Source organism: Psychroserpens sp. (assembly GCF_036960315.1).
In the GTDB taxonomy this organism is placed as follows: Bacteria; Bacteroidota; Bacteroidia; order Flavobacteriales; family Flavobacteriaceae; genus Psychroserpens.
On record NZ_JBALVR010000017.1, the window covers coordinates 1 to 23,968 of the forward strand.

At 33.2% G+C, this 23,968-nt stretch carries 21 protein-coding genes; all 21 read left to right on the forward strand.

Annotated elements, in window-relative coordinates:
• Positions 1-83 precede the first annotated feature (83 nt).
• On the forward strand, positions 84-572 hold the full coding sequence (locus tag V7719_RS18150; protein WP_335731368.1) for a GNAT family N-acetyltransferase: 489 nt from the start codon (positions 84-86) through the stop codon (positions 570-572).
• A gap of 165 nt (positions 573-737) precedes the next feature.
• Positions 738-1,328, forward strand: coding sequence for a Crp/Fnr family transcriptional regulator (locus V7719_RS18155; protein WP_335731369.1), 591 nt, complete (start codon positions 738-740; stop codon positions 1,326-1,328).
• A gap of 75 nt (positions 1,329-1,403) precedes the next feature.
• The gene (locus V7719_RS18160; protein ID WP_335731370.1) at positions 1,404-2,351 is read left to right on the forward strand and encodes an NAD(P)H-dependent oxidoreductase; all 948 of its coding nucleotides are present in this window, start codon (positions 1,404-1,406) and stop codon (positions 2,349-2,351) included.
• A gap of 68 nt (positions 2,352-2,419) precedes the next feature.
• Entirely contained in the window at positions 2,420-3,148 is a 729-nt protein-coding gene (locus V7719_RS18165) for a GNAT family N-acetyltransferase (RefSeq protein ID WP_335731371.1), read from the forward strand.
• A 973-nt stretch (positions 3,149-4,121) separates the two neighbouring features.
• Positions 4,122-7,376 (forward strand): T9SS type A sorting domain-containing protein, encoded by a 3,255-nt coding sequence (locus V7719_RS18170; protein ID WP_335731372.1) that lies wholly within the window; start codon positions 4,122-4,124, stop codon positions 7,374-7,376.
• Positions 7,377-7,831: 455 nt separating this feature from the next.
• Positions 7,832-8,305: a hypothetical protein gene (locus V7719_RS18175; protein ID WP_335731373.1), complete on the forward strand. Its 474-nt coding sequence runs from the start codon at positions 7,832-7,834 to the stop codon at positions 8,303-8,305.
• Positions 8,306-8,426: 121 nt separating this feature from the next.
• Positions 8,427-9,008 carry a Crp/Fnr family transcriptional regulator gene (locus V7719_RS18180; RefSeq protein WP_335731374.1) on the forward strand — a complete coding sequence of 194 codons (582 nt, stop codon included), beginning with the start codon at positions 8,427-8,429 and terminating at the stop codon, positions 9,006-9,008.
• 95 nt (positions 9,009-9,103) lie between these two features.
• Positions 9,104-9,535: a DoxX family protein gene (locus V7719_RS18185; RefSeq protein WP_335731375.1), complete on the forward strand. Its 432-nt coding sequence runs from the start codon at positions 9,104-9,106 to the stop codon at positions 9,533-9,535.
• On the forward strand, positions 9,532-10,662 hold the full coding sequence (locus V7719_RS18190) for an FAD-dependent monooxygenase (protein ID WP_335731376.1): 1,131 nt from the start codon (positions 9,532-9,534) through the stop codon (positions 10,660-10,662). Before V7719_RS18185 ends, V7719_RS18190 begins: the two co-directional genes overlap by 4 nt.
• A gap of 204 nt (positions 10,663-10,866) precedes the next feature.
• Positions 10,867-11,781 carry a haloalkane dehalogenase gene (locus tag V7719_RS18195; RefSeq protein ID WP_335731377.1) on the forward strand — a complete coding sequence of 305 codons (915 nt, stop codon included), beginning with the start codon at positions 10,867-10,869 and terminating at the stop codon, positions 11,779-11,781.
• 241 nt (positions 11,782-12,022) lie between these two features.
• Positions 12,023-13,858, forward strand: a complete 1,836-nt coding sequence (locus V7719_RS18200; RefSeq protein WP_335731378.1) for a T9SS type A sorting domain-containing protein — start codon at positions 12,023-12,025, stop codon at positions 13,856-13,858.
• Positions 13,859-14,037: 179 nt separating this feature from the next.
• Entirely contained in the window at positions 14,038-14,562 is a 525-nt protein-coding gene (locus V7719_RS18205; RefSeq protein WP_335731379.1) for a GNAT family N-acetyltransferase, read from the forward strand.
• 188 nt (positions 14,563-14,750) lie between these two features.
• Positions 14,751-15,443 (forward strand): WG repeat-containing protein, encoded by a 693-nt coding sequence (locus V7719_RS18210; RefSeq protein WP_335731380.1) that lies wholly within the window; start codon positions 14,751-14,753, stop codon positions 15,441-15,443.
• Between the two features lie 155 nt (positions 15,444-15,598).
• Entirely contained in the window at positions 15,599-16,552 is a 954-nt protein-coding gene (locus V7719_RS18215) for an MBL fold metallo-hydrolase (RefSeq protein ID WP_335731381.1), read from the forward strand.
• A gap of 344 nt (positions 16,553-16,896) precedes the next feature.
• Positions 16,897-17,079 (forward strand): hypothetical protein, encoded by a 183-nt coding sequence (locus V7719_RS18220; protein WP_335731382.1) that lies wholly within the window; start codon positions 16,897-16,899, stop codon positions 17,077-17,079.
• A gap of 275 nt (positions 17,080-17,354) precedes the next feature.
• A complete protein-coding gene (locus V7719_RS18225; protein WP_335731383.1) occupies positions 17,355-18,779 on the forward strand; it encodes an SBBP repeat-containing protein in 1,425 nt (474 codons plus the stop codon).
• A 322-nt stretch (positions 18,780-19,101) separates the two neighbouring features.
• Positions 19,102-20,388 (forward strand): alkaline phosphatase family protein, encoded by a 1,287-nt coding sequence (locus V7719_RS18230; protein ID WP_335731384.1) that lies wholly within the window; start codon positions 19,102-19,104, stop codon positions 20,386-20,388.
• A gap of 191 nt (positions 20,389-20,579) precedes the next feature.
• Positions 20,580-20,990: a hypothetical protein gene (locus tag V7719_RS18235; RefSeq protein ID WP_335731385.1), complete on the forward strand. Its 411-nt coding sequence runs from the start codon at positions 20,580-20,582 to the stop codon at positions 20,988-20,990.
• A 282-nt stretch (positions 20,991-21,272) separates the two neighbouring features.
• Complete coding sequence (locus V7719_RS18240; RefSeq protein WP_335731386.1) at positions 21,273-21,803, forward strand: hypothetical protein; 531 nt, start codon at positions 21,273-21,275, stop codon at positions 21,801-21,803.
• A 185-nt stretch (positions 21,804-21,988) separates the two neighbouring features.
• Positions 21,989-22,843 (forward strand): CPBP family intramembrane glutamic endopeptidase, encoded by an 855-nt coding sequence (locus V7719_RS18245; RefSeq protein WP_335731387.1) that lies wholly within the window; start codon positions 21,989-21,991, stop codon positions 22,841-22,843.
• 174 nt (positions 22,844-23,017) lie between these two features.
• Complete coding sequence (locus V7719_RS18250) at positions 23,018-23,854, forward strand: hypothetical protein (protein ID WP_335731388.1); 837 nt, start codon at positions 23,018-23,020, stop codon at positions 23,852-23,854.
• Positions 23,855-23,968: the final 114 nt, after the last annotated feature.

Sequence of the window (23,968 nt, forward strand, 5' to 3'; positions counted from 1 at the left end):
CTACAAATTACTATCTTTAACTAATCGGAATATTCTAAACGAAATTCCCGCAAATAACAATACACAAATCCGTTGTGGTGCATTTGAAAAAAATTATTGTGGAAAACATGAAAATTGAAATAAGACAAGCAGAAATCAGTGACCTTGTAGTTTTAAAAAAATTTGAGCAAGAAATAATTCGATTCGAAAGACATTTTGACCCTAATTTAAGAAAAGATCCCATCGAGTATTATGATATAGTAAACCTTATTAAAAGGGAAGATGCTATGATGTTAGTTGCTACAATAAATAGTGAAATTGTTGGCTCTGGTTATGCGCTTACAAAAAACAATCAGACTTTCTATAAGAATTCAGAATACGCTTATTTAGGTTTTATGTATGTGTTACCGGAATATCGGAGAAGAGGGGTTAATGGAAAAATTATAGATCGTTTAATTTCTTGGTCAAGGAATAGAGGACTAACCGAAGTTCAGTTAAATGTGTATTCTGAAAATATAAGTGCTATAAATGCATATAAGAAAAAAAAGTTTAAACCAAGCGGGTTGAATATGATATTGAATACTGTAGAATAAACGACACCACAACACCGTGTATAATTAATTGCTTGGTCACTGCCGACTTACGAAAATTCCGCTGGAATTTTCTATCCGTGATTTATTTGCTAAATTAGGTGCTTAACCACGCAACTCACCATACACAACAACGTTGTAACACATTAAAATCCTGTCGAAAAAGAAATGAACCAAATTAATAAACTTATAATACACTTTAGAAAAAGTATAACACTAACAGACTATGAAGCCGAAGTCGTAAGTGGATGTTTTACTATCGTGGAATTAAAAAAGAAAGAAATTCTTTTATTCGTGGGCGACCATTCATCACATATGAGATTTATTTCAGAAGGCTGTCTCAGAAGTTATTATATGGACGATGATGCAAAAGAACACATCATTCAATTCGGATTAGAAGAATGGTGGATTAATGATTTATACAGTTACCTGACTAGCACTCCTGCGAAACAATTTATTCAAGCTATTGAGAATAGCGTGGTACTCCAAATACATAAAGACAAATTAAATGAATTGTATAATACTGTACCTGCAATAGAACGTTTTTTTAGACTCAAATTTCAAAAAGCATATGTTTCGTTACAAGAACGAACGATTAATTCCATGAGTAAAAAAGCAGAGGATCGCTACATTGAATTCCGCTCAAAATATAGAGATATCGAACAACGTGTTCCGCAATATATGGTTGCTTCATACTTAGGAATAACTCCTGAGTTTTTGAGTTCGCTTAGAAAAAAATCATTGCCAAACCTTTCTTAAGGTACCTTAAGTTTTCAACTATTCCATTGATGTAAGTTTGTACTATTAATTAATCAATTTAAAATAATAGTACAAATGAAAAAAATAACAGCATTTACGGGAAGCAATAATCCTAACTCAATTAACGAAAAATTAATTCAATCAATAATAAAAAAATTCCCTGATCAAAATATCGATTTCATTGATTTAAAAAAATTCAATGTCCCTATTTACAGCCAAGATATTGAACAGAATGGGATTCCTAAACCAATAAAAAAGCTCTTTCAGCTATTCACTGAAACCGATGCATTTATCATAGCTTCTCCCGAACACAATGGACTTCCGTCAGCATTTCTAAAAAACATGATCGATTGGCTTTCTCGAATCGATCAAAGATTTTTTAGTGAAAAACCCGTTTTGCTTTTAAGCACCTCTCCTGGTCCAACAGGTGGTAAAACGCATCTTCAAACTTTAGAAAAACTAGTGTTACGATGGGGAGGTCTTTTTGTGGAACAATATTCATTGGGCAGTTTTGACCAAAATTTTGACAAGAATAATTTGTCCATCACAGATCCACATGAAAACATTAAGTTGAAAAAAGCTGTGGTTGCTTTAATTAATGGACAAGCTCTAACAAAAAAAAGCAATGTAGAAGTGGTGCAAGATTTCTTCAAGTCATTTCAAAAGGGGAATATGGAACAAGTTTTAAACTCATTTCATACTGATTGTTATATCGTTAGTGTCAAAGAAGAAGAACGTCCAAAAGAGCAATTGCATGGCATTTATAGAACAAAAGAGGAGGCCAAACAATTTTTGAATAACATTACCTCTACATTCAAAACAAAAGATTTTACGGTACAACATATATCATCTGCTGGAGACAATCTAGTAATGGCAAATGGCACTTTTTCCCATGAAGTCAAGGCCACTAGTAAGCTTTTCAATAGTACATGGATTCTGCGTTGTATCATAGCCGATGGAAAAATAAAGGAATATCGATTTTATGAAGATTCAGCAGCCTTTATAGCAGCTTCAGCAGTATAAATCTTAGAAGTTGAGTAATAGTTAGCATTTAGTTTGACTATTACTCCTTCTATTAAAAATTCTATATCATGAATAATTACATCATAGATCACCTGTTTGAGTTTTGGGAATATATTGGATTACAGGGTGATTTCTTTACCAATGAAAGTGGTTTCAAATATAGCCACCCTAGCAATATGTCTTGGCCAAGTAAAGTCTTCGGTATTGATAGTGAAAGATTAGATTTTGAGCAGCTAAAATTAAAAATGAAAACCGGGCTTTTGCCAAATTCGCTAGGAATAGCTGAAAATGAATTGACGGAAAAACTGCTTTTAACTCACAATTTTGAAAAAACATCTGTAGTAAAAGGAATGTATTTAAATCTGTCGAGTAAACATAAACCTATAGATAATTTTTCGACCATACAACAAGTAGATACCGAGCTAAAAGCAATTAAATTTGCAGAAGTTGCTTCCAAATCATTTGGGTATATAATTTATCCTAAAACAATAATATCATTACTTAATTCCGATTCGAAAATTAGATTGTACCTGGGCAGTCATCGAGGTTCTGTAGTAAATTGTGGTATTATTTTTTTAGACCGGAATAAAGTTTCTGGCATTCATATGATTGGTACAATTGCAAAATATAGAGGGCTTGGATTGGGGAAAATTATGACCACCAAGTTGATATTTGAAGCTTTTAAAAATAGAAGTAATACTGTTGTTTTGGTGGCATCAGAATCTGGTGAAAGAATTTACGCTAAAATGGGGTTTAAAGCTGATGAAACCTTAAGAAGTTATTCAGTGAAAGAATAACGTGTTACAACACAGTATATAAAAAATAATGGTTTAGTGCTAAAGCGAAATGAAGTTTATAAATTCGAGGCCTGTATTCAATCGAAAAATAGGTGCATAAAATCCACTAATTTTCATATACAAAACCGTTACCAGAAACCGCTTACCAATGATAAAATTCTTTAGAAAAAAGAGACAAAATTTACTTTCAAAAGGAAAACCGGAAAGTATTTTAAATATGCTATTGAAGAAATTACTCTTGCAGTAATTGGAATGACTCTTTTAAAAAAACTTCCGGTTCAATATCAAAAAGGGCTAATCGAACAATCTTAGGGTGATTTAAATACTGTCCAGATGCGAATCAACTATTTTTGGCACCTTGAAGAATTACGCTGAAAAATTACTTGAATTTCTTAATAATTATAAAAAAAATCAGAATACTGATTTGGCAATATTCCACTAAATTAACGTCATTGATAAATGAAATTTTCAACCCGAATTGTCAACCTGTTTAAGGAGAAGATAGGCAACTTTTTAAATTATAGTTTAGGACACGGGCTTTGTGGAAGCACCGGATGAAGATTGCGATACTGTAGCTGAAATCTGTGATGAATGCCCCGGGATAAAATGCTACTTGTGCTTATTATCAGGAACTTAATGATTAATAATTTTTATCTGAATTATTTAAGAATATTTTGTTTATACATTAAAAACATCTACCTTAGAGGGAGAACTCGTATTTTCAATTGAGTTTTTATCTATCCCCCATTTTTACCAAACAATAACGAATTAATGGTTTTTTCCATTGATAACGTCGGAAGTTTGGTTTTTAAAAGTATATCGTTTAACAAATAAATTATTGTCCTCATTTAAAGCCACACTTTGGACAATTCTTATGGAGGCATTTAGGTTATTCTCCGTTTTAAATAGGAGTCCTTGCATTTTTTACGATAACTATTAAATCGGAAACAGTAAATCTAACATTCAATTAAATATGATTGAGTGTAGGCAATCCAAACAAGCACCACTCAAGAACTTTATAACCTGCTTAAACAACGATTCATTAACATTAAAACCAACAATTATGAACTTTAATTACTTTTCATTTAAATGGAACTTGAGTCTCGCTTTATTGCTTTTTATGACTCAATTTATGAATGCTCAATTGAGTGTTGATTTGCCTTTGCAAACGGATGATCCAAAAAACCAGAATTTTTTGAGTGCCGAAGTACCGGTGACTACGCCACCGGCAATTGACCTAAAACCTTATTTAGAGGAAGATCTTAAAAAAGATGAAGCAGATAAACCTTGGCGTTTTGCCGTTTCTATACCGGTTAATTTGACCATGGAGAACTCGGGAAAGTGGGATGAACTACCCAATGGAGATCGGATTTGGCGTCTCCAAATCAAGTCAAATGGTGCCGTTTCTACTAATTTATTGTACAAAGAATTTTTCCTTCCTAAAAGAGCTACCCTTCATATTTACAAACCAGACAAAAGTCAGATAAGAGGCGCTTTTACGGCTGCTAACAATAAAAAAGATCGTGTTTTTGCAACGGCTTTACTTTTGGGAGAATCTGTAGTACTGGAGTACTATGAGCCAAAAAGTGTAAAAGGAGAGGGCGTCATTCATATCGGCACCTTCAATCACGGCTATCGAGGCTATGGTGAAAACAACACTGCCACAGGTAATTCTGGTAATTGTATGACCGATGTCAACTGCTCAGGTAACGCTACCTGGCAGCTTGTCAAGCGTGCAGTAGGCAAGTGGACCCGAAATGGAAATACCTGGTGCTCAGGTACACTGATGAATAATACCAATAATGACTGTAAGCCTTTATTCTTGACAGCCAATCACTGCATGGATATTAGTACAGGTTTAAATTATGATGCGGTCAATAATATTGGCCCCTTCAATACGGCGATTTTTTATTGGAATTTTGAGACACCTGGTTGTAACCTGGGCCAGCAAGGGGATGACTCCCAAACAACCAATGGAATTGAAAGAGTATTAGCCAATCCCAATGTAGGAAATTCGGCTGGCAATTCTTCTGACTTTGCTTTATTTGAGTTAAATGAAAACCCGAAGTCGGCATATGACGTATATTTTGCAGGCTGGGATGCTTCTGGAAATACAGGCACCGGCGGTGCAGGCATCCATCACCCGGCAGGAGATGTGAAAAAGATTTCTATCCATAGCCTTACGCCAGCTTCTGCTGTAAGCGATCGGTATTGGAGAATTAATCCTTGGGATCAAGTTTCTGGAAATCGAAGTGTGACTGAGGGAGGTTCTTCCGGTTCAGCCCTATTTAGAACTAATGGCCGTGTAATCGGCCAATTATTCGGAAGTTTTACAGGAATCAATCCTAACTGTAGTGATCCCATTAATGATACTGGTGATTATGGAAAACTTTCTTATTCTTGGACAAACAATGGCGCAAGCGACAGCCGTCGCCGCCTCAATGAACTATTAGATCCTAAAGATGGTGGCTCTACCACCGTCATGAGTGGTTCTGCCAATCCTTGTAGTATGCCACCAAATGTTGGTTGTATCAATGCACTCAATATCAATTGTGGGGAAAGCCGCACCGTCAACACCATGAATGCGACCAGTGATGGCAACCCCGGCCCTTTGAGTTGTGGAGCAGCTTTGCTTCCAGATCAAAAAGGGGTCTGGTATGAATTTACTGGAAATGGAGAACAAGTTACCGTAAGCACATGCAATAACGGTACTGATTTTGACACCAAGTTGTCAGTCTTTTCCGGTTCATGTACAAGTTTAGCCTGTATAGCCGGAAATGATGATGCTGCAGGTTGTGGTCTTAAAAGTACAGTTGAGTTTGTCTCCTCTCCCGGTGTGACCTATTATATATTTCTGTCAGGATTTAATGGAGCAACTGGCAATGCTGAAGTAAGTATAACCTGTTGTGATCTGCCCGTTGCAATATGTAAAAACATTTCTGTTCAATTAGATGCGGCAGGTTCTGACATTAGTATTACTGCAGCAGATGTAAATAATGGATCGACAGCTGAGTGCGGATTAGCTTCTGAAACTGTTACTCCAAATTTATTAACTTGTATGGATCTCGGGGCTAATGCGGTAACCTACGAAATCATAGATGTCAATGGTAACGTGAGTAGCTGTACAGCAACAGTAACCGTACAGGATAAAATAAAGCCAAGTATTATTTGTCCACCAAACCTCACCATACAATGTGATGAAGATAGTACACCAATAAATACCGGATCTCCAACCGGCACAGACAATTGTGATCAAAACCTAACGTTTACTTTTAGCGATGTTACAGATCTGAATGGCTGTGGTTCTACAGGAACAATCACCCGTACTTGGACCGCAACCGATACGTCTGGAAACTTTTCTACCTGTGATCAGACCATTACCGTTGTAGATACCACACCTCCTAATGCTATTTGCCAAGATATTACTGTCCAACTTGGCGATAATGAAACAGTGTTCATAACCGCCGATCAGATAGATAATGGATCTAATGATGCCTGCGGAAATGTGACATTGGCAATCGATATTTCTACGTTCAGCTGTTACTTCTTGGGAGATCATACAGTGACGCTCACAGTGATGGATGAATGCGGTAATGAAAGTTCTTGCACAGCAACAGTAACGGTGGAAGGACCGGATGAAGATTGCGATACCGTTGCTGACATCTGTGATGAATGCCCAGGAGGAGATGATACCGTCGACAACAATGGTGATGGGTTGCCGGATTGTGCGTATTATCCAGGGTTTGATAACCTGATAGACGAATGGAAATGTGGCAATAGGACTAATAAAGTAGTGCTGTGTCATATATCTCCAGATAATCCCGACCGAAGAGAGACCCTTTGCGTTGCCCCGAGAGCTGTAGCAGATCACCTTGCTCATGGAGACTATCTAGGTCCATGTGATGGTGCAAATTGTAGCACTGAACGGACATCAAACCCTCAATCTGTTAAAGGATTAAATATGCAGATGGTAATAGCACCTAATCCAGTAAATGATGAAACCACGATTAGTATTAGCCTTCCTCAAAACAGTTATGCAGAGATTGAAATCTATAACTTTATTGGACAGCGTGTGTATCATCTACATTCAGGCATTATAGATTCACCTATGCGTCAATTTAAATGGAATGGCGCTTCAGAAGATGGCTCACCGCTTCCTAGTGGAATTTATTTTATTGTCTTGAAATCCAATGGACAATGGATTACGAAGAAAGTGAGTTTTAAGTAATTAATTCTAAATAGACCATATTATAAATGATTTGAGGGGCCATTTGGCCCCTTAATTTTTATACAAACTTATACTTTCAAGTGAGTTTGGACCAACGGAGACTTATCGATTCGGTAAGGAACTTCCTGGAGGTGTCTATATCGTGAAAGTGATGCAAGGAAAAGATGTTGCCACAGAAAGATTGATAAAATATTAATCAATAATAAAAAAGCTCAAAGCCCCTTCAATGATATTGAAGGGGTTTTTGTTTATACAAATAATTCGTAAATATTTATTTAGATTAATGCTAAAAGAAAAACTCCTTGAATAATCAAGGAACTTCTTTGTAGCGGGAACTGGACTCGAATTAATTACTTTAGTTCCACGGCGGAAAATCATTGCTGATTTCCCGCAACTAATCATACACAAGACCGTTGGCAACCATTTAAACTCAGGCGTAAACCAAAACCCCTTTAATGATTGATAAAAATAAAGTAATAGGTTTTTTCGGAATTGGAATATTTACTTATTTAAGTATTTCAAATCTAACCTATAGAATTGGAGATATTTCAAAAGATCTTTTTATACTTTTAGACTTAAAGCCATCCTGGACTTTTTGGCTGTCAGAATTATTAGGACTTATCCTTTTTATAATTCTAATTAATTATGTAATTAATTGGATTTATAATAATTATGAATCGATAAGTAATCAGGTTTTGAAATACTTTATCTGGAGTTTTGTAGCTTACTTTATTATTCAAGGTATTCAAATCGTTTATCCAATACTCAAATCTGAATTGAATAATGAAGGAATCACTAAATATTATAGTTATCTAAAAGATAATTATATGCTATATGGCGTTCAATCTGTTCTCTATTATTTAGGAGAGATTATATCAATTATTATTATTTACAACAAAGTGAAAAACGGTAGCCAACAACGTGTATAAAAAATTGCGTAGTTTAGTGCTTAAACAAAGTCAGTTGCTATTTTGTTACGTCTGAATTTCCTCCGGAAATTCCTCGCACACAAAACCGCAACTTTCCATACACAAATCCGTTGGCAACAATATGAACACGAAGCCACTAATAGAATATTTTAATCGACATCTTCCTCTAGATGAGGAGGAGCAATCTGTTGTGAAAAATGTTTTTAAAGAGAGAAAAATCAAAAAAAGACAGTTTATTCTTCAAGAGGGTGATGTTTCCAAGTTCAACACATTTATTTTAGAAGGATGCTTTAAAATGTATATGATTGATAATAATGGAAAAGCACACAATCTTCAATTTGCCATTGAAAATTGGTGGATTGGTGACATTGGGAGTTTCCAAAGTGAAAAGCCAAGTAAACTATATATTGAGGCATTGGAAAACTCTATCATCCTTCAAATCAAAAAAGAAGATCAACTTAAGTTATTTGTTGACTACCCAAAATTCAATAGAATATTTAGAGTATTTACTGAAAATGCTCTAGTCAGCACTCAGCAGAGAGTCCTTCAAAACATTAGTTCAACAGCTGAAGAACGTTACCTTGATTTTTTAGAACGTTACCCTTATTTTTTCAATCGTATCTCTAATGTCCAAATAGCCTCTTACCTTGGCGTTACTCCAGAATTTCTTAGTACTATCCGTAAAAAACTTGTAAAATCTTAAACTAAATTAATACTCTTTCTTAATATACCTTATAGGTAAGTATGATTCCAATACTTGAACTTTGTCTTAAATAAAACAATAGAAATATGGACAAAATGAATAGTACAACAATCAAACTCTTTTTGAGGTTTGCAATCGCAATTGGGTTTTTATCAGCAGTAGCTGATCGATTCGGATTATGGAACAAAGAAGTTTCTGTTTGGGGAAACTGGAATAATTTCTTAGAGTATACCCAAATAATAAACCCTTGGATACCGAGCTCTATGATTTCCTCAATAGGAATTATAGCAACAGCGGCTGAAATTGTTTTTGCCGTATGTTTAATTATTGGGTTTAAAACAGAGTTATTTGCTAAACTAAGTGGATTTTTAATACTCCTATTTGCTTTGTCAATGACTTTTTCAACTGGAGTAAAAGGAGTATTTGACTTCTCTGTGCTTACTGCTTCGGCCGGATCATTTGCTTTAAGTCTAATAAAAGAAAAAAAATGGGAATTAGATGTTCTATTTTTAAAAACTAAAAAATGAAAAAAATCACAATTATAGGTGCTGGTATTGGTGGCTTAACAACAGCTATTTCGTTAATCCAAAAAGGCTTTGAGGTAGAAATATTTGAGCACAGCCCTGAATTTAAAAAAGCAGGTTCCGGTATAAATCTAGCTATAAATGCAATGCAAGTATATAAACGGTTAGGTATATATGATGAGATATTAGCAAATTCGAATTATACTAACTCAATGAATGCTAGAACAATGAAACTCTCCTTTTTAATGAAGGCAAACTTTAAGCATTTTGAAGATAAATACGGTGTGAAATCAGTAGCAATCCATAGGGCTACCCTTCATGAAATTCTCTTAAACCAAATTGGTAAAACGCCTATCCATTTGAACAAGAAATTGAAACAATTGGAACAGCATAATGGACTAGTCACTTTAAACTTTGAAGACGGGACCATTCATCAGGCAGAAATTGTTATTGGAGCTGACGGGATCCATTCTAAAGTTCGTAAATCCATTTTTAGCAATACTGAACTTAGGGATGCAAAACAGGTTTGTTGGAGAGGAATTTCAAACGCAAAAATTGACAAGAAGCATGGGCATGAGTTGAATGAAATATGGGGGAAAGGTAATCGGTTTGGATTTGTTCATATTACACCAAATAAAGTTTATTGGTTTGCTTTAATTAATAAAAATAAATTCAAAACCAAAGATGCAGACCTATTAGATATATTTTCTGATTACCACCAAACAGTTAAAGACATTATTACGGAAACTCCTCAAGAAGATATTCTTTTTAATGAAATTTGGGATTTAAAACCAATTGACAATTGGCACAGAGACAATGTTTGCCTTGTTGGAGATTCTGCTCATGCAACAACTCCAAATATGGGACAAGGAGCTGTTCAAGCAATAGAAAGTGCTATGGCAATAAGTATTTGTTTGAAAGAAGAATCTACCACTCAAAAGGCTTTCAGTAGATATGAGCAAATAAGGAAAGAAAAAGCACAGGATGTTATCCGTACAAGTTGGTTTATTGGCAAACTGGCTCAATCTGATAATCTCATTGTTTGCTTAATAAGGAATTTCATAACAAAAATAACTCCAGAGTCTGTTACGATAAAACAAAGCGATAAAATATTTAAATTAAATTATTAAGAATCCTGAATTCCAGCTTAAAAAACAATTTGTAAATTTATATAATCAAAAAAGTGATTGGCGAAGGCTGACTTAGAATTAATAAGACAGGTGGAATCAATATAATTTAAAGAATACTATTGCCAACAATGTGTATAGTGCATAGCTACCCTACGGGATAGCTACGACACCATACACGAACCGTTGGCTGTAATATAAACGACCATGAAGAAAATCATAAGAACACCAGAAAATAGATTTGATAATTTGGAAGATTACAACTTTCAAAGTAATTATTTAAATGTTGAAGATGGTTTAAGATTACATTACCTTGATGAGGGCAATGATAACAATCCAACTGTTTTACTACTTCACGGAGAACCAAGTTGGTCGTATTTATATCGTAAAATGATTCCTATACTTTCAAATAATTTTAGAGTTGTTGCACCTGATTTAATTGGATTTGGTAAATCGGATAAATTAGTTAACCAACAAGACTATTCTTATCAAAAACACATTGATTGGATTTCAGCCTTTATAGAAAAACTTGATCTGAAAAACATCGTTCTTTTTTGTCAAGATTGGGGAGGATTAACAGGTTTACGAATTATAACGGAAATGAATAATAGGTTTGACATGGTCATTGCTTCTAATACAACTTTACCCACTGGCAAAACACCTATTCCAGAGAGTTTTTTACAATGGAGAGCATATTCACAACATTCAGCTGGATTCAATATCGGCAAGGTAATAGATATGGGAACTGTTCAATCCCTATCGGAAAAGGTTTTTGAAGCATACAATGCACCATTCCCTTCTGAAGAATATAAAGCTGGAGCAAGAATTTTCCCGACATTAGTCCCAATTGAACAAGACGACCCTGAATCAATTAAAAATCTTAAAGCATGGGAGAAATTAAAATCTTGGAACAAACCATTTTTAACCATATTTGGAGATGAAGACAATATAATGATTGGGGCGGAAAAAGCATTTCAAAAAATAGTTCCTGGGGCTAAAGAACAAAATCATAAAATTCTCAATGCTGGACATTTTATCCAAGAAGAAAAAGGAGAAGAACTCGCAGAATTAATAATTGAATTTTATAATAAAAATACTACTGCCAACAACGTGTATAATTAATTACTTCTGATTTCCCTTTCGGAAAATCCTCGGAATTAATTAACTTAGTCTTTCATCGGAAAATCACAACTGATTTTCCGTAACTAATTATACACGAACACGTTACCTGCAAGCGAAAAAACGAAATCCGAATTGATTAATAACAGATATAAGAATACGACTCATAAAAAATAGATAATTTTTAAAATCATAAGTAATAAATAAATACTTTTGTCTATAGTGTAAAATACATACCAGAAATATGAAATTAAGAACTTTACTTTTGTTTATAATCTTTACCAAATTAGCATTCGGACAATCTTTTATTGAATTACCATTATTGGATGATGTTTCACCAAGAGAAGCTGATTGGGGCGATTTTGACAATGATGGAGATCTTGATATATTGATTTTTTATACAGATGATGATAATCATAATGGTTCAAAACAATGTCGTATTTTAGAAAACACTACATCTGGCTTTATAATATTGGATGTTGGATTTCCAGTCATAGAAAATTCAGGAAGTAATAGATATTCTAGTGCTAAATGGATAGATTATGATAATGATGGGGATTTAGATGTTTATTTCACTAGAAGCCCAATGTTTGGTGGCAATAAGTTATTTAAAAACAACCCAGATAATTCCTTTACTGAAGTTGTAACTCCAATTACAACACTCGAGACTGGTAGTGTTCCACCATCTTGGGGAGATTATGACAATGATGGTGATTTAGATTTATTATATTTTGGAAGGGAAAACTCCACAACTTGGAAGTTAAAAATATATAACAATGATATTGCTACAAATTCTTTTACAGACTCGAACCTAGATTTTGGAGATACTTTTATTAAATCTACAGAGTCATGGGGAGACTTCAATAATGATGGTTATGTGGATATTATGGTTTTTAAACCTACTACAGATAACTTAGCCTATACTAACTCAAATTTAGCCATATTAAAAAATAATGGGAACGGTTCATTTACCGAATTGATATTCAATAACATAGATGGCTTATTTGGTGGGTATATATCAGCCTACACAAATCAAAATGGAGATGCTAAATGGGGTGATTTTGATAATGATGGATATTTAGATATTTTAATTACTGGTAAAAATGAAAGCTCTAGTGCATCAGCTCTAACATCTTTGTACAAAAATAATGGCGACGAAACCTTTACAGAGATCAATATAGATAATGTTTATGATCTGTCAGGCGAAGTTTATATTGAATTGGGGGATTTTGACAATAATGGCTATTTAGACATTGTACAAACTGGCAGAAATGAAGTTGATGGAGTTTTGGATAGAACTCGGATATTTCTGAATACTAATGGCGTGTTTACAGATTTAGAGAATGAAACATTTCTTCGAAATATACAAGCAGGAATGGTTACTATCGCAGATTACAATAATGACAATTTATTAGATTTTTTAGTGCTAGGGGAGTTTGATTTTTCCCATCGTCGAGTAAGCTTATATGAGAATCTTGGAGGAGGAGTTGTAAACACAGCCCCTCAAATACCGACCAATTTAAACACTCAATTTTTAAATAATGAATTGATTTTTAGTTGGAATTCTTCCACGGATGCAGAAACTCAAAGTAATGGGCTGTCATATAACATTTCAATTATTAAGGGTAATGATATTTTAGTTAGCTCCAATTCATTGGCAAATGGAAAGAGAACTATTGTGGGTATTGGAAATGCTTATCAGAACCAATTTTTTAAAATAGTTGATCCTGAACCAGGCATTTATAAGTGGAGAGTTCAAACAATTGATACAGGATATTTAGAATCTTTATTCACAGCGGAACAAACCTATGAATTGGATGCATTAAGTGTGGTTGATTTACAATTAGAAGAATTAAATATTTACCCAAACCCAACAGATAATCTAATAAATATTCAAAGTAAAACATTAATAGATATTATTTCCATCTATGACATTAATGGAAGGTTGCTACAAATTAATCAACCTTCAAATTCAAGCTTAGAATACCAATTAGATGTTAGTCATTTATCTCAAGGTATTTACTTTTTAGAAATGCAATCTAACAATTTAAAGCAAACGCAAAAGTTCATTAAAAAGTAGCCAGCAGGTAACAACGTGTATAATCAATTGCTTGAAAGTGTTTAATCATTACCACGGAAATTCTGCCGAATTTCCTTTACGCTGCTTCTTTTTGCTATCTTAGTGCTTACAGCAACTAACCATACACGAACACGTTACCTACAATTTGGAAAACGCTCAAACTTAAACTATGTTTCAAAATGAATAACCAAGGATTAAAAATAAGAAATGCTAAACTTGAAGAGTTTGAAAACGTTGGGAAATTAATGATAAAAGTGTATTCTCAATTGGAGGGTTTTCCAAAAGAATCAGAACAGCCGGAATATTATAAAATGTTATTAAATGTTGGCGATCTAACCGAAAATAAAAACACGGAACTTTTAGTAGCTATTTCGAATCGAAATAAGGTGGTTGGAGCAGTTCTATATTTCAGCGATTTAAAAAACTATGGTTCTGGCGGAACTATCACAAAAATAAAAAATGCTTCTGGATTTAGATTACTCGCGGTTGACCCGAAGGAAAGAGGAAAAGGAATAGGTAAGCTACTCAGTAAAGAATGTATTAATCGCGCAATAAAACTCAATCAAAATCAACTTTATATTCATTCTACCGAATCAATGAAAATTGCTTGGGGAATGTATGAAAGATTAGGGTTTTTGAGATATTCCGAGATTGATTTTATTCAAGGAGAACTTCCTGTTTTTGGATTTAAACTAAGTATTTAGTGTGAAAAAACTGTAGGTAACAACGTGTATAATCAATGCTTCACTCCTACTTCAATTAAAATTTATATATTTAAACATCTGATTTGCTACAACTGAAAATCCTGCGGATTCTAAGTCGCACAAATCATACACAAACACGTTGTGCTTTATTTTATCAGAGAAATTATAAACATATAAAATAGATTATTATGAAAAATTTAAAATTGATTTTTGTTTTGTTGACAGTTTCCTTCTTTACATACGGACAAAATAAGTATGATAAAGTTTCATCCTATGGACAATACCAAGAAAAATGGGCATTAGTTGAAATCGGTGGACTTCTAGGGTTTATTGACCGAGAAGGAAACGAGATTATAAAACCTCAGTATGAAAAAATATTAGCGTTTGGACAATACCAAGAAAAATGGGCATTAGTTGAAATCGGTGGACTTCTAGGATTTATTGACCGAGAAGGAAAGGAAATTATTAAACCTCGGTATGAAAAAATATTAGCGTTTGGACAATATCAAGAAAAATGGGCATTAGTTGAAATCGGTAGACTTTTAGGATTTATTGACCGAGAAGGAAAGGAAATTATTAAACCTCGGTATGAAAAAATATTAGCGTTTGGACAATATCAGAAAAAATGGGCATTGATTGAAACAGGTGGCCTTTTAGGATTTATTGACCGAGAAGGAAAGGAAATTATAAAGCCTCGGTATGAAAAAATATCAGCGTTTGGACAATATCAGGAAAATTGGGCAGTGGTTGAAATAGGTGGACTTTTAGGATTCGTAGACCAAGAAGGAAACGAGATTATAAGACCTCAGTATGAAAAGATTATAAAAGATAAAGGACTTGTAGGTGTATTAAAAGGGAATAGAGAAGAGATTAAAAACTAAGCACAACAACGTGTATAACCAATTGCTTGGTCTGTGGTACTCGGAAAATCCTGCGGATTTTCCTCTGGTTCGTTTTCTTTTACTAATTTAGTCATAGCCAACACAACTAACCATACACAAACACGTTACCCAACATAAAAAAACACTCGAAATCGATGAGTCAAAAAGACCCAATTAAAATCATCAGGCTTATTCTCAGCTTGTTTATCCTAATAACTAACATTTCTTGCGCTGCAAATGCTAACTCAGATTTTGTGGTAACCACCATTACTCAAAATGTATATAGCATTGTTTCACCATCTAAAGGATTACCTACTCCTGAGAACAAAGGTTGGAATTCCAATATTCATTTTGTTGTTACTGGAAAAGGAGTCCTACTTTTTGATACTGGATCTTCTGAATCAATAGGTAACAAAATAAAGAAGGCAATTAAGACTGTTACTAATCAACCTGTTCGTTGGATAATTAATTCACATAGTCATGCAGATCATTGGCTTGGTAATGCAGCGTTTAACGAAACTGCTGTTGAAATTATAGCAAGTAATAAAGCACATATTACCATGAAGAAGTATGGAGAAGAAGATGTTGAGCTTTATTCTCAAGTAACTAAAGGTACCATCGGTTCCACTAAACTTATGTTTCCTACAGTTTTATTAAATCAAGAACAGAAGCGTAAATTCGGAGAAATAGATGTCGAATTTATTTTTTCTAATGATGGACATTCTCCAGGAGATCTTTTGATGTGGTTACCTAAACAAAAAATAATATTTGGTGGAGATGTATTAAGTTCTGATTGGATGCCAATGATTACTGATTATAAAAATGTGCCAAATTTAGTTAGTACACTTTACTCGATAGCAAATTTAAGTCCAACTATTGTCTTAACAGGACACGGTAAAGCAACCACCATAGAGTCGGTAATGCGAGATGCTGATTTATTATCAATCGTTTGGAAACAAGTAAAATCAGATTTTGAAAAAGGTAAAAATTCTAATGAAACTCTTGAAGACATTAAAGCTAAACTGGAACCAAAATATAAATTCTTATATAAAGATTTTAGTTCGGAAATTGAACGACATGTTAATCTTATGTATAAATTACAACAATAGAAGACTATTCAAACATTTCTTTGTTTCAGACTGAGTTTACTCATTTTATTCATATTTTTTTCTTAATAGTAAGATATGAAAAACAAATATACATTGGGTAACACCGTGTATAATTAATTGCTTTGATTTCTGACATAAATTTTGAATAAAAACTACAGTGGAATTTTAGTTTGTTTACGAATAGAAAACTGAAATGTATGCGGGATTTGGTTAGTTATGGAATAACATTTATTACTTAAATTTAAATGAACCATCTTTTTTATTTGAAACAAATGGTATAATTTTGGATTGAAATACTAGTGACCTTTCAGGTTAAAAAAAAAACAAAATGAAACTTAAAAAAAATGTCATTAACAAAAAATGAAAAAAATGAAATGAAAAAATTTCATAAAACAAGTGAACTTCAATCTTGTAATATTTATAAAGATCCAGAAACTCTAAAAATATGGCACTCATTAAAAGATAAAGGGGAAATTAGATTTAGAGGAAATCAGGGAAATCTTCAATATTTTCAATTAAAGGAATAATAAATAAAAATATAAAAACAACGAAATGCCAACAACGTATAAAATTAATTGCTAGTGCAAGCCTGCTTACGAAAATCCTCGCGGATTTTCTATTTGGTTTGTATTTGCTAAATTGGGTGCTTAAAAAACGCAACTAACCATACACAAATCCGTTGTAGCAAATTCTCAATGAGAGGTTGTCATGAATTTAATTTAAGATTTTTCATAGAATAAGCTCATATGATACTCACAAGACCCTCATATATTTCATCATTTACTTTTAAATAAATCATATTATGAAGAAACTATTAATTACTATAATGATTATGCTAATATTTACTCATAATAAGCTGCATAGTCAAGAATCGTCGCCTTCAATTCTTTACTCAACTTATTATGGCGACATTGGAGCAGATGATGCCGATGTTGTTACAGTTGACCTCGATGGAAACATATACTTAGGATGCCATTCAAACTCAGCAAATCTATTAGGTGCAAACAAGCAACAATACAACTTAAGTGGAGGCATTGATGCCTTTATTATAAAACTAAATAATAAAGGTAGTGAAGTAAGCTATTTAACTCAGCTTGGAGGAGTAGAATGGGATGCTGTTCAAGGTCTTGTTTCAGATACAAAAGGTAATATCTATGCGGTAGGCACAACATATTCGGCCGGTTTCCCAGTGGATGCCAATAGTTTTCAACCAAATTTCGGTGGTGAAAGTGATGCTTTTGTTGTTAAGCTCAATCCTGAAGGGGAAGTTGTATGGTCAACTTTTCTTGGTGGTGATAAAAATGAAGACGGTAGAGATATTGTCATCGATAAACAAGGTAATATTCATATTGTTGGTCGGACAGAATCTGGAAATTTCCCTATTACGGATGGAGCGTTACAGTCAAAATTGGCAGGTGGAATAGACGCGTTCATAACATCTCTTGACTCAAATGGAAAAATGATAACATCAACTTATCTTGGTGGAACAGATGACGACATTGGTTTCTCAATAGCGATGGATAGTGATGGTCAACTTTATATTGCTGGAACAACCAATTCTATAAATTTTCCAGTAAAAAATGCTATACAAGACGAGAACAAAGGTGGAAATGATATTTTCTTGGCTGTGATTGATAAAACCAAAACAGGTATTAACTTTTCTAGTTATTTGGGAGGAAAAGGAAAGGACCAACTCTATAGTTTATGTCTTGACTCTTTAGGTAATACCTTCATAATGGGAGTTACAAGCTCCTCAGACTACCCAACAACCAAAAGTGCATTTCAATCAGATTTTGGTGGTGTTAAAGATGTCTTTGTTACAAAACTAGACCTAAAAAAAGGAGTGGTAGCATATTCAACATACCTGGGTGGAGATAAAGAAGATAACCCTAGAAACCTTGTAGTCAATGAAAAGGGTAATGCATATATTGTGGGAAATACAGCTTCCAATAATTTTCCCACGAAGAAACTTCAAGAAACACAAATTAGCGGTAGCCATGATGCATTTTTATCGATGCTTGATCCTAGCGGTTCAACTCTTCATTATTCCTTCTTATTTGGAGGAGACGGCAGGGATGTATTCGAAGGGATTGCAATAGGAGTTGATGGTTCACTTACAATGTCCGGAGCATCAAACTCTATCAATTTTCCATTAGTAAATCCTTTGCAAAGCACATTTCATGGAGGACGATTTGATATGATTGTTACTCGTTTGTTATTAGACTAAATCAAACAGAAAATAAAACGAGGAAGATTTTGCAGTTATTGAAAGACGAAAACTTATCTCAAGTTAAAATTGGTTCTAAGAACTTCGTTAGAAAAAGAATTTCAAAAGAATAACTGGTTAACGAATACAACAAAATTGAGATAGAATTTGATAACATTAAAAACATGCTACAACAACGTGTATAGTTAATGGCTTGGTCTGTGTGTACTCGGAAAATCCTGCGGATTTTCCTTTGGTTCGTTTTCTTTTACTAATTTAGACCTAGCCAACGCAACTAACCATAAACGAACACGTTATCTGCAACCACCAAAGAATAACCGAAATGACACAACGAAAAATAATTCTTATATCAGTTTTTATTATTGGAATGATATCATTGATTTCTTGTAATAAAAAAATATTAAGTCCATCTAATTCCATTACGAATACAAACTCAAAATCTGCTCAAAAAAAACCATATTTAATATTAATTTCACTTGATGGTTTTCGGTGGGATTATGTAGAAAAATATCATCCACCAAATTTGAGTTCATTTATTAAAAATGGTATTAAGGCAGAATCATTAATCCCTTCATTTCCTACTAAAACGTTTCCAAACCATTATACAATTGCTACTGGACTTTATCCAGACAAACACGGAATATTAGGAAATGTATTTTATGATTATAAAAAAGACACAATCTTTAACAAAAGGAGTCCAGGAATGGCAGAAGATGGAAGCTTTTATGGAGGTTCACCGATTTGGGTAGAGGCAAATAAGGCAAATATTGTAACTGCCAGTTATTTCTTTGTAGGAACAGAAGCAGGTATTCAAGGAATCAGACCAACGTACTATTATAAATTTGATAATAGCGTTAAAAATGAGGAACGAGTTAATCAAGCAATAAATTGGTTGAACTTGAATGAGAAAAGCAGACCACATTTAATTACTTTATATTTTGGGGATTTAGATAAAGTTGGACACACATATGGCACCAATGATGACGAGAAACTAAAAACTGTATTGTTTGAATTAGATGAAAATTTAGGCGATTTGTTTAAAGGAGTATCAGAAACTGGGCTTCCAGTAAATATTATCATAGTTTCTGATCATGGTATGGGAAATCAGTCTACCAACAAAATAATACCAATAGATTCTATCGAAAACGACGACTTATTCATGACAATTGATAATGGTACGATAGTAAACATTCATCCAAAAAAAGATGTTGAAATAGATTCTGTATTACAATATTTAAAACAAAAGGAAGATAATTTTAAAGCTTATAAAACTAAAAATACACCAGGTTTTGAATATATTCCTAAAAATAAAAATTGGGGAGAAATACAATTAATACCAGATTATGGATATTATTTTTGGAATCAAAAACGCAAAGCCTCACTTATCGAAAATAGTGTCACAACCATAGGTATTCATGGTTATGATAGCAAATACAAAGAAATGCATGGAATATTTTATGCGAATGGTCCAGCCTTTAAAGATGGCTATGAAATACCTTCGATAAAAAACATTCATATTTATCCATTAATGTGTAAGATATTAGGATTAGAAATTCCGAAACCAATCGATGGAGATATAAATCAAATTGAAAGCGTTTTGAAAGAGTAAAAAATAAACAAGAACTATAAAATAAAGTAAAGGCAGCAGGTAATACTGTATATAATTTATTGCTAGTTCTAGCCTACTTACGAAAATCCTTACGGATTTTCTATTCGGTTTTTATTTACTAAATTTAGGTACTTAAAACACGCAACAAACCATATACAAACACGTTACCCATTATATTTAAAAAATCGAGTATGAAAAGAAAACTAGGATACATATTTACAAACTTAATGGCACTTTATTTTTTAATATCGGGACTTTCCGTTTTGTTTGATGTTCCTTCTAAATTAAAACGAATTGACTTAAACGCAATTAATTCAGATGGAGAAATCGCCTTTATTCTCATATATACGGGATTAATGACTGGAATAGGTGCTGCTAGTTTATTGTTGCAATACTTCAGCGGGACTTGGATTTATTCGGCACTTCTGACAACTATCATTATTGCGTCATTTATTGTATTTCGCATTGTGGGAAGTATAATGGTTGGATTTTTGAGCCCAACTCAAACTAATTTCTTGGCTTTTGAATTTATAGAAGTTCTGGCAGGTGTTTTATTGCTGAGAAAAGAAAAATTTAAAATTTATTTACCTTCCTTATCTTAATCAAACTGAAGTAATATGGAAAATTGGACAAGACAATACAATGGGTAACAACGGTTATAATTCATTGTGGCATTATAACTGAAATAGAAATTAGAACTATATTTAAACTTTAAAATAATTATGAAACATTCGTTGTTACAGTTTTTATTCGGCTTAAAAAGTGCCTCCAGCATCGTTGCGGGCAGATGTCGGCACACTCGGAGCCCACACGCCAAACAAAACTGTCAATTCACAACGAAATCATAACCAATACCGTTAGGCACAAGTTGAAAACACCAATACATGAAATTCGAAATCCCTTTTGACAAAGACATCTATGATGAACAAATGAAGCTTCAATTTGATAAAGTTTGGTCCAAAGGCTTTAATAAAAACAAATCTACTTTATACATAGCAATACCAATATTTGCTGTTGGTGTTTTAGCTGTTTACGGCAAAGGGAATGTTGGATATGTATTTATCATATTAGGTTTATTCTATTTATATAAATATTATGAATACTACCAACACTATAAGAATAATAAAAAAAGATACTTCTCAGAATCAGAAATCTATGCAAATGAGCAAAGTGAAATCAAAGACATCAGTATATTCGAATTTAATGATAGCTATTTGAGATATAAAAACTATAAATTAGATTTTAAACTGAACTGGTCTTTATTTACTGGATTCGAAATAATTAAGGATAATGTTTTCATAAAAACTAAAAATGTAAATCACGTATATATATTAGGGAAATCTGAAATAGGATCTCCTGAATTCAATAATGTTATAGAATTCCTAAAATCGAAAATGGAAGAAACCAGTGCCTAACAACGTGTATAACCAATTGCTCGTTCTTTGTGTACTCGGAAAATCCTACGGATTTTCCTCTGGTTCGTTTTCTTTTACTATTTTAGACCTAGCCAACGCAACTAGCCATACACAACACGTTAGGCGCAATGTAACAAAACCATTAACTCTTCGTCTTCCATAAATAAACCAATCATTAAACCATTATGTTAGAAAACATATCGGAACGAAAAGAAGCGTGGAAAACAATATTTTTGTTTCTTGTATTAGTTGTTATTCTTACTTCGCCTTTCCATTATGCAATAGTAAATTTATATCCTTCACGAATATATGTTGGGGCTATAATGTGGTGTCCTGCGATAGCTACGTTTATTACCCTAAAAATAAAAGGGCGTAAAATTTCATCTCTAAATTGGAATTGGGGAGATTGGAAATACATTCGATTGTCTTATTTTATTCCAGCTTTAGCTGGTATAATTACCTATATACTCATCTGGATATTTGGATTTGGAAATTTAGCAAATGCAGAAGTTATTACTGAATGGGCTAAAGAACTTCAATTAATGGGAATAGGAACTTTAGACACTATACCTATTTTAGTAATAGCCATACTCTTGTTAGGAACTGTTGAAGTTATTAGATCAGCCGCAACCACTTTAGGAGAAGAAATTGGATGGAGAGGTTTTTTTATTTATGAATTAAGAAAAGTGCTTTCTTTTACAGGTGTTTCTGTTTTTAGTGGAATTATTTGGGCAGCTTGGCATTGGCCATTGTTCGTTTACTATAGTAATAATGCAATATTGGAATTTTTAGCCTTTTTGACTACTTGTATTTTTATGTCGTTTACTATGACATACTATACTTTTAAATCTAAAAGTCTCTGGCCAGCAGTAATTTTCCACGCAGTAAGTAATGTTTATATACAAAAAATAATGCCTCCTTTAACAACAAAAATTGAAGGAACAGAACATTGGCTTGGAGAAAATGGAATTATGTTTACAATTGTTACTTGTGTTTTTGGAATTTACTTTTGGAGAAAAGCAATTAAAGAAAAGTTGTAAATAAAAAAAACAGCGCCTAACAACGTGTATATTTAATTGCTAGGTTCTCGCCTACTTGGAAATTCCTTCGGAATTTCCTCTGGTTCGTTTTCTTTTACTAATTTAGTTGCTAGCCAACGCAACTAACCATACACAAATCCGTTGTAAAACATTTGAACAAAACCACGAACTGAATTGGGAACTTGGGGAACAGCCATAAAAAGTAATGATACTTCAGCAGATATTTATGCTGACTTTTTTGATTTATATAATGACGGAAAAGAACCGACAGAAATCAAAGAGAAACTAATTTCTGACAATCCAAACGGAGAAAATGATTTTTGGTTTGCTTTGGTACTGGCTCTTTGGGAAACTAAAAGCTTGCCGACTGATATTCTTGAAAAAGTTCGTGAAATAATCAAAAGCGAATCTGACTTAAAAGTTTGGAAAGAACTTGACGCAAGCGAATCGGATATTAAGAAAAGAAAAAATGTTCTTGAAAAGTTTTTAGTCAAATTAGAATCCGAAAAAGCTAAACCAAAAGCAAGAAAACGAATTTTCAAAAAAGAACCAATCTTTAAAAAAGGAAGTTGTTTAACATTCAAATTGGAAAATGGAAATTATGGTGGTGGAATCGTTTTGGAATCTGACTTTGAAACAGGTTTTGGTTACAATCTAATCGTTTCAACCCGAATAAACCAAGAAAACAAACCAACGATTTCGAATTTTAAAAAATGTGATGTTTTAGTTGCAAGTTTTGGGAATTGGAAAGAGGAAACCAAAATTACTTGGTATTTGCCAAAGATGTTTAAAAAAGACTTTTCAGAGTTATTTGAAAATATTGGAGAAATTCTTATCGAACGGAATTACACGCCAAACGGAAGTGAAATAAGAGCAAGTTTTTCAGCAGGTTGGCAACATATTATTGAACCAATAAATCAACAATTTGAATACGAAAAGACGAACGGAATAACAAAATCCTTTTCGATTGACAAATTGATTAAGCGAAAAAAATGGTGGCAATTTGGATAAAAAACGTTTTACAACACCGTGTATAATTAATTGCTTAGTTAGTTCAGAAGAGGAACTTCTCCTACAAATTACTATCTTTAACTAATCGGAATATTCTAAACGAAATTCCCGCAA

Excerpts from the sequence above, each read along its gene's own strand:
- V7719_RS18200 (WP_335731378.1), top strand. The coding sequence starts at position 12,023 with ATGAAATTAAGAACTTTACTTTTGTTTATAATCTTTACCAAATTAGCA.
- V7719_RS18235 (WP_335731385.1), top strand. The coding sequence starts at position 20,580 with ATGAAAAGAAAACTAGGATACATATTTACAAACTTAATGGCACTTTAT.
- V7719_RS18175 (WP_335731373.1), top strand. The coding sequence starts at position 7,832 with ATGATTGATAAAAATAAAGTAATAGGTTTTTTCGGAATTGGAATATTT.
- V7719_RS18160 (WP_335731370.1), top strand. The coding sequence starts at position 1,404 with ATGAAAAAAATAACAGCATTTACGGGAAGCAATAATCCTAACTCAATT.
- V7719_RS18165 (WP_335731371.1), top strand. The coding sequence starts at position 2,420 with ATGAATAATTACATCATAGATCACCTGTTTGAGTTTTGGGAATATATT.
- V7719_RS18225 (WP_335731383.1), top strand. The coding sequence starts at position 17,355 with ATGAAGAAACTATTAATTACTATAATGATTATGCTAATATTTACTCAT.
- V7719_RS18180 (WP_335731374.1), top strand. The coding sequence starts at position 8,427 with ATGAACACGAAGCCACTAATAGAATATTTTAATCGACATCTTCCTCTA.
- V7719_RS18215 (WP_335731381.1), top strand. The coding sequence starts at position 15,599 with ATGAGTCAAAAAGACCCAATTAAAATCATCAGGCTTATTCTCAGCTTG.
- V7719_RS18190 (WP_335731376.1), top strand. The coding sequence starts at position 9,532 with ATGAAAAAAATCACAATTATAGGTGCTGGTATTGGTGGCTTAACAACA.
- V7719_RS18230 (WP_335731384.1), top strand. The coding sequence starts at position 19,102 with ATGACACAACGAAAAATAATTCTTATATCAGTTTTTATTATTGGAATG.
- V7719_RS18205 (WP_335731379.1), top strand. The coding sequence starts at position 14,038 with ATGAATAACCAAGGATTAAAAATAAGAAATGCTAAACTTGAAGAGTTT.
- V7719_RS18220 (WP_335731382.1), top strand. The coding sequence starts at position 16,897 with ATGTCATTAACAAAAAATGAAAAAAATGAAATGAAAAAATTTCATAAA.
- V7719_RS18210 (WP_335731380.1), top strand. The coding sequence starts at position 14,751 with ATGAAAAATTTAAAATTGATTTTTGTTTTGTTGACAGTTTCCTTCTTT.
- V7719_RS18185 (WP_335731375.1), top strand. The coding sequence starts at position 9,104 with ATGAATAGTACAACAATCAAACTCTTTTTGAGGTTTGCAATCGCAATT.
- V7719_RS18155 (WP_335731369.1), top strand. The coding sequence starts at position 738 with ATGAACCAAATTAATAAACTTATAATACACTTTAGAAAAAGTATAACA.
- V7719_RS18195 (WP_335731377.1), top strand. The coding sequence starts at position 10,867 with ATGAAGAAAATCATAAGAACACCAGAAAATAGATTTGATAATTTGGAA.
- V7719_RS18240 (WP_335731386.1), top strand. The coding sequence starts at position 21,273 with ATGAAATTCGAAATCCCTTTTGACAAAGACATCTATGATGAACAAATG.
- V7719_RS18245 (WP_335731387.1), top strand. The coding sequence starts at position 21,989 with ATGTTAGAAAACATATCGGAACGAAAAGAAGCGTGGAAAACAATATTT.
- V7719_RS18170 (WP_335731372.1), top strand. The coding sequence starts at position 4,122 with ATGATTGAGTGTAGGCAATCCAAACAAGCACCACTCAAGAACTTTATA.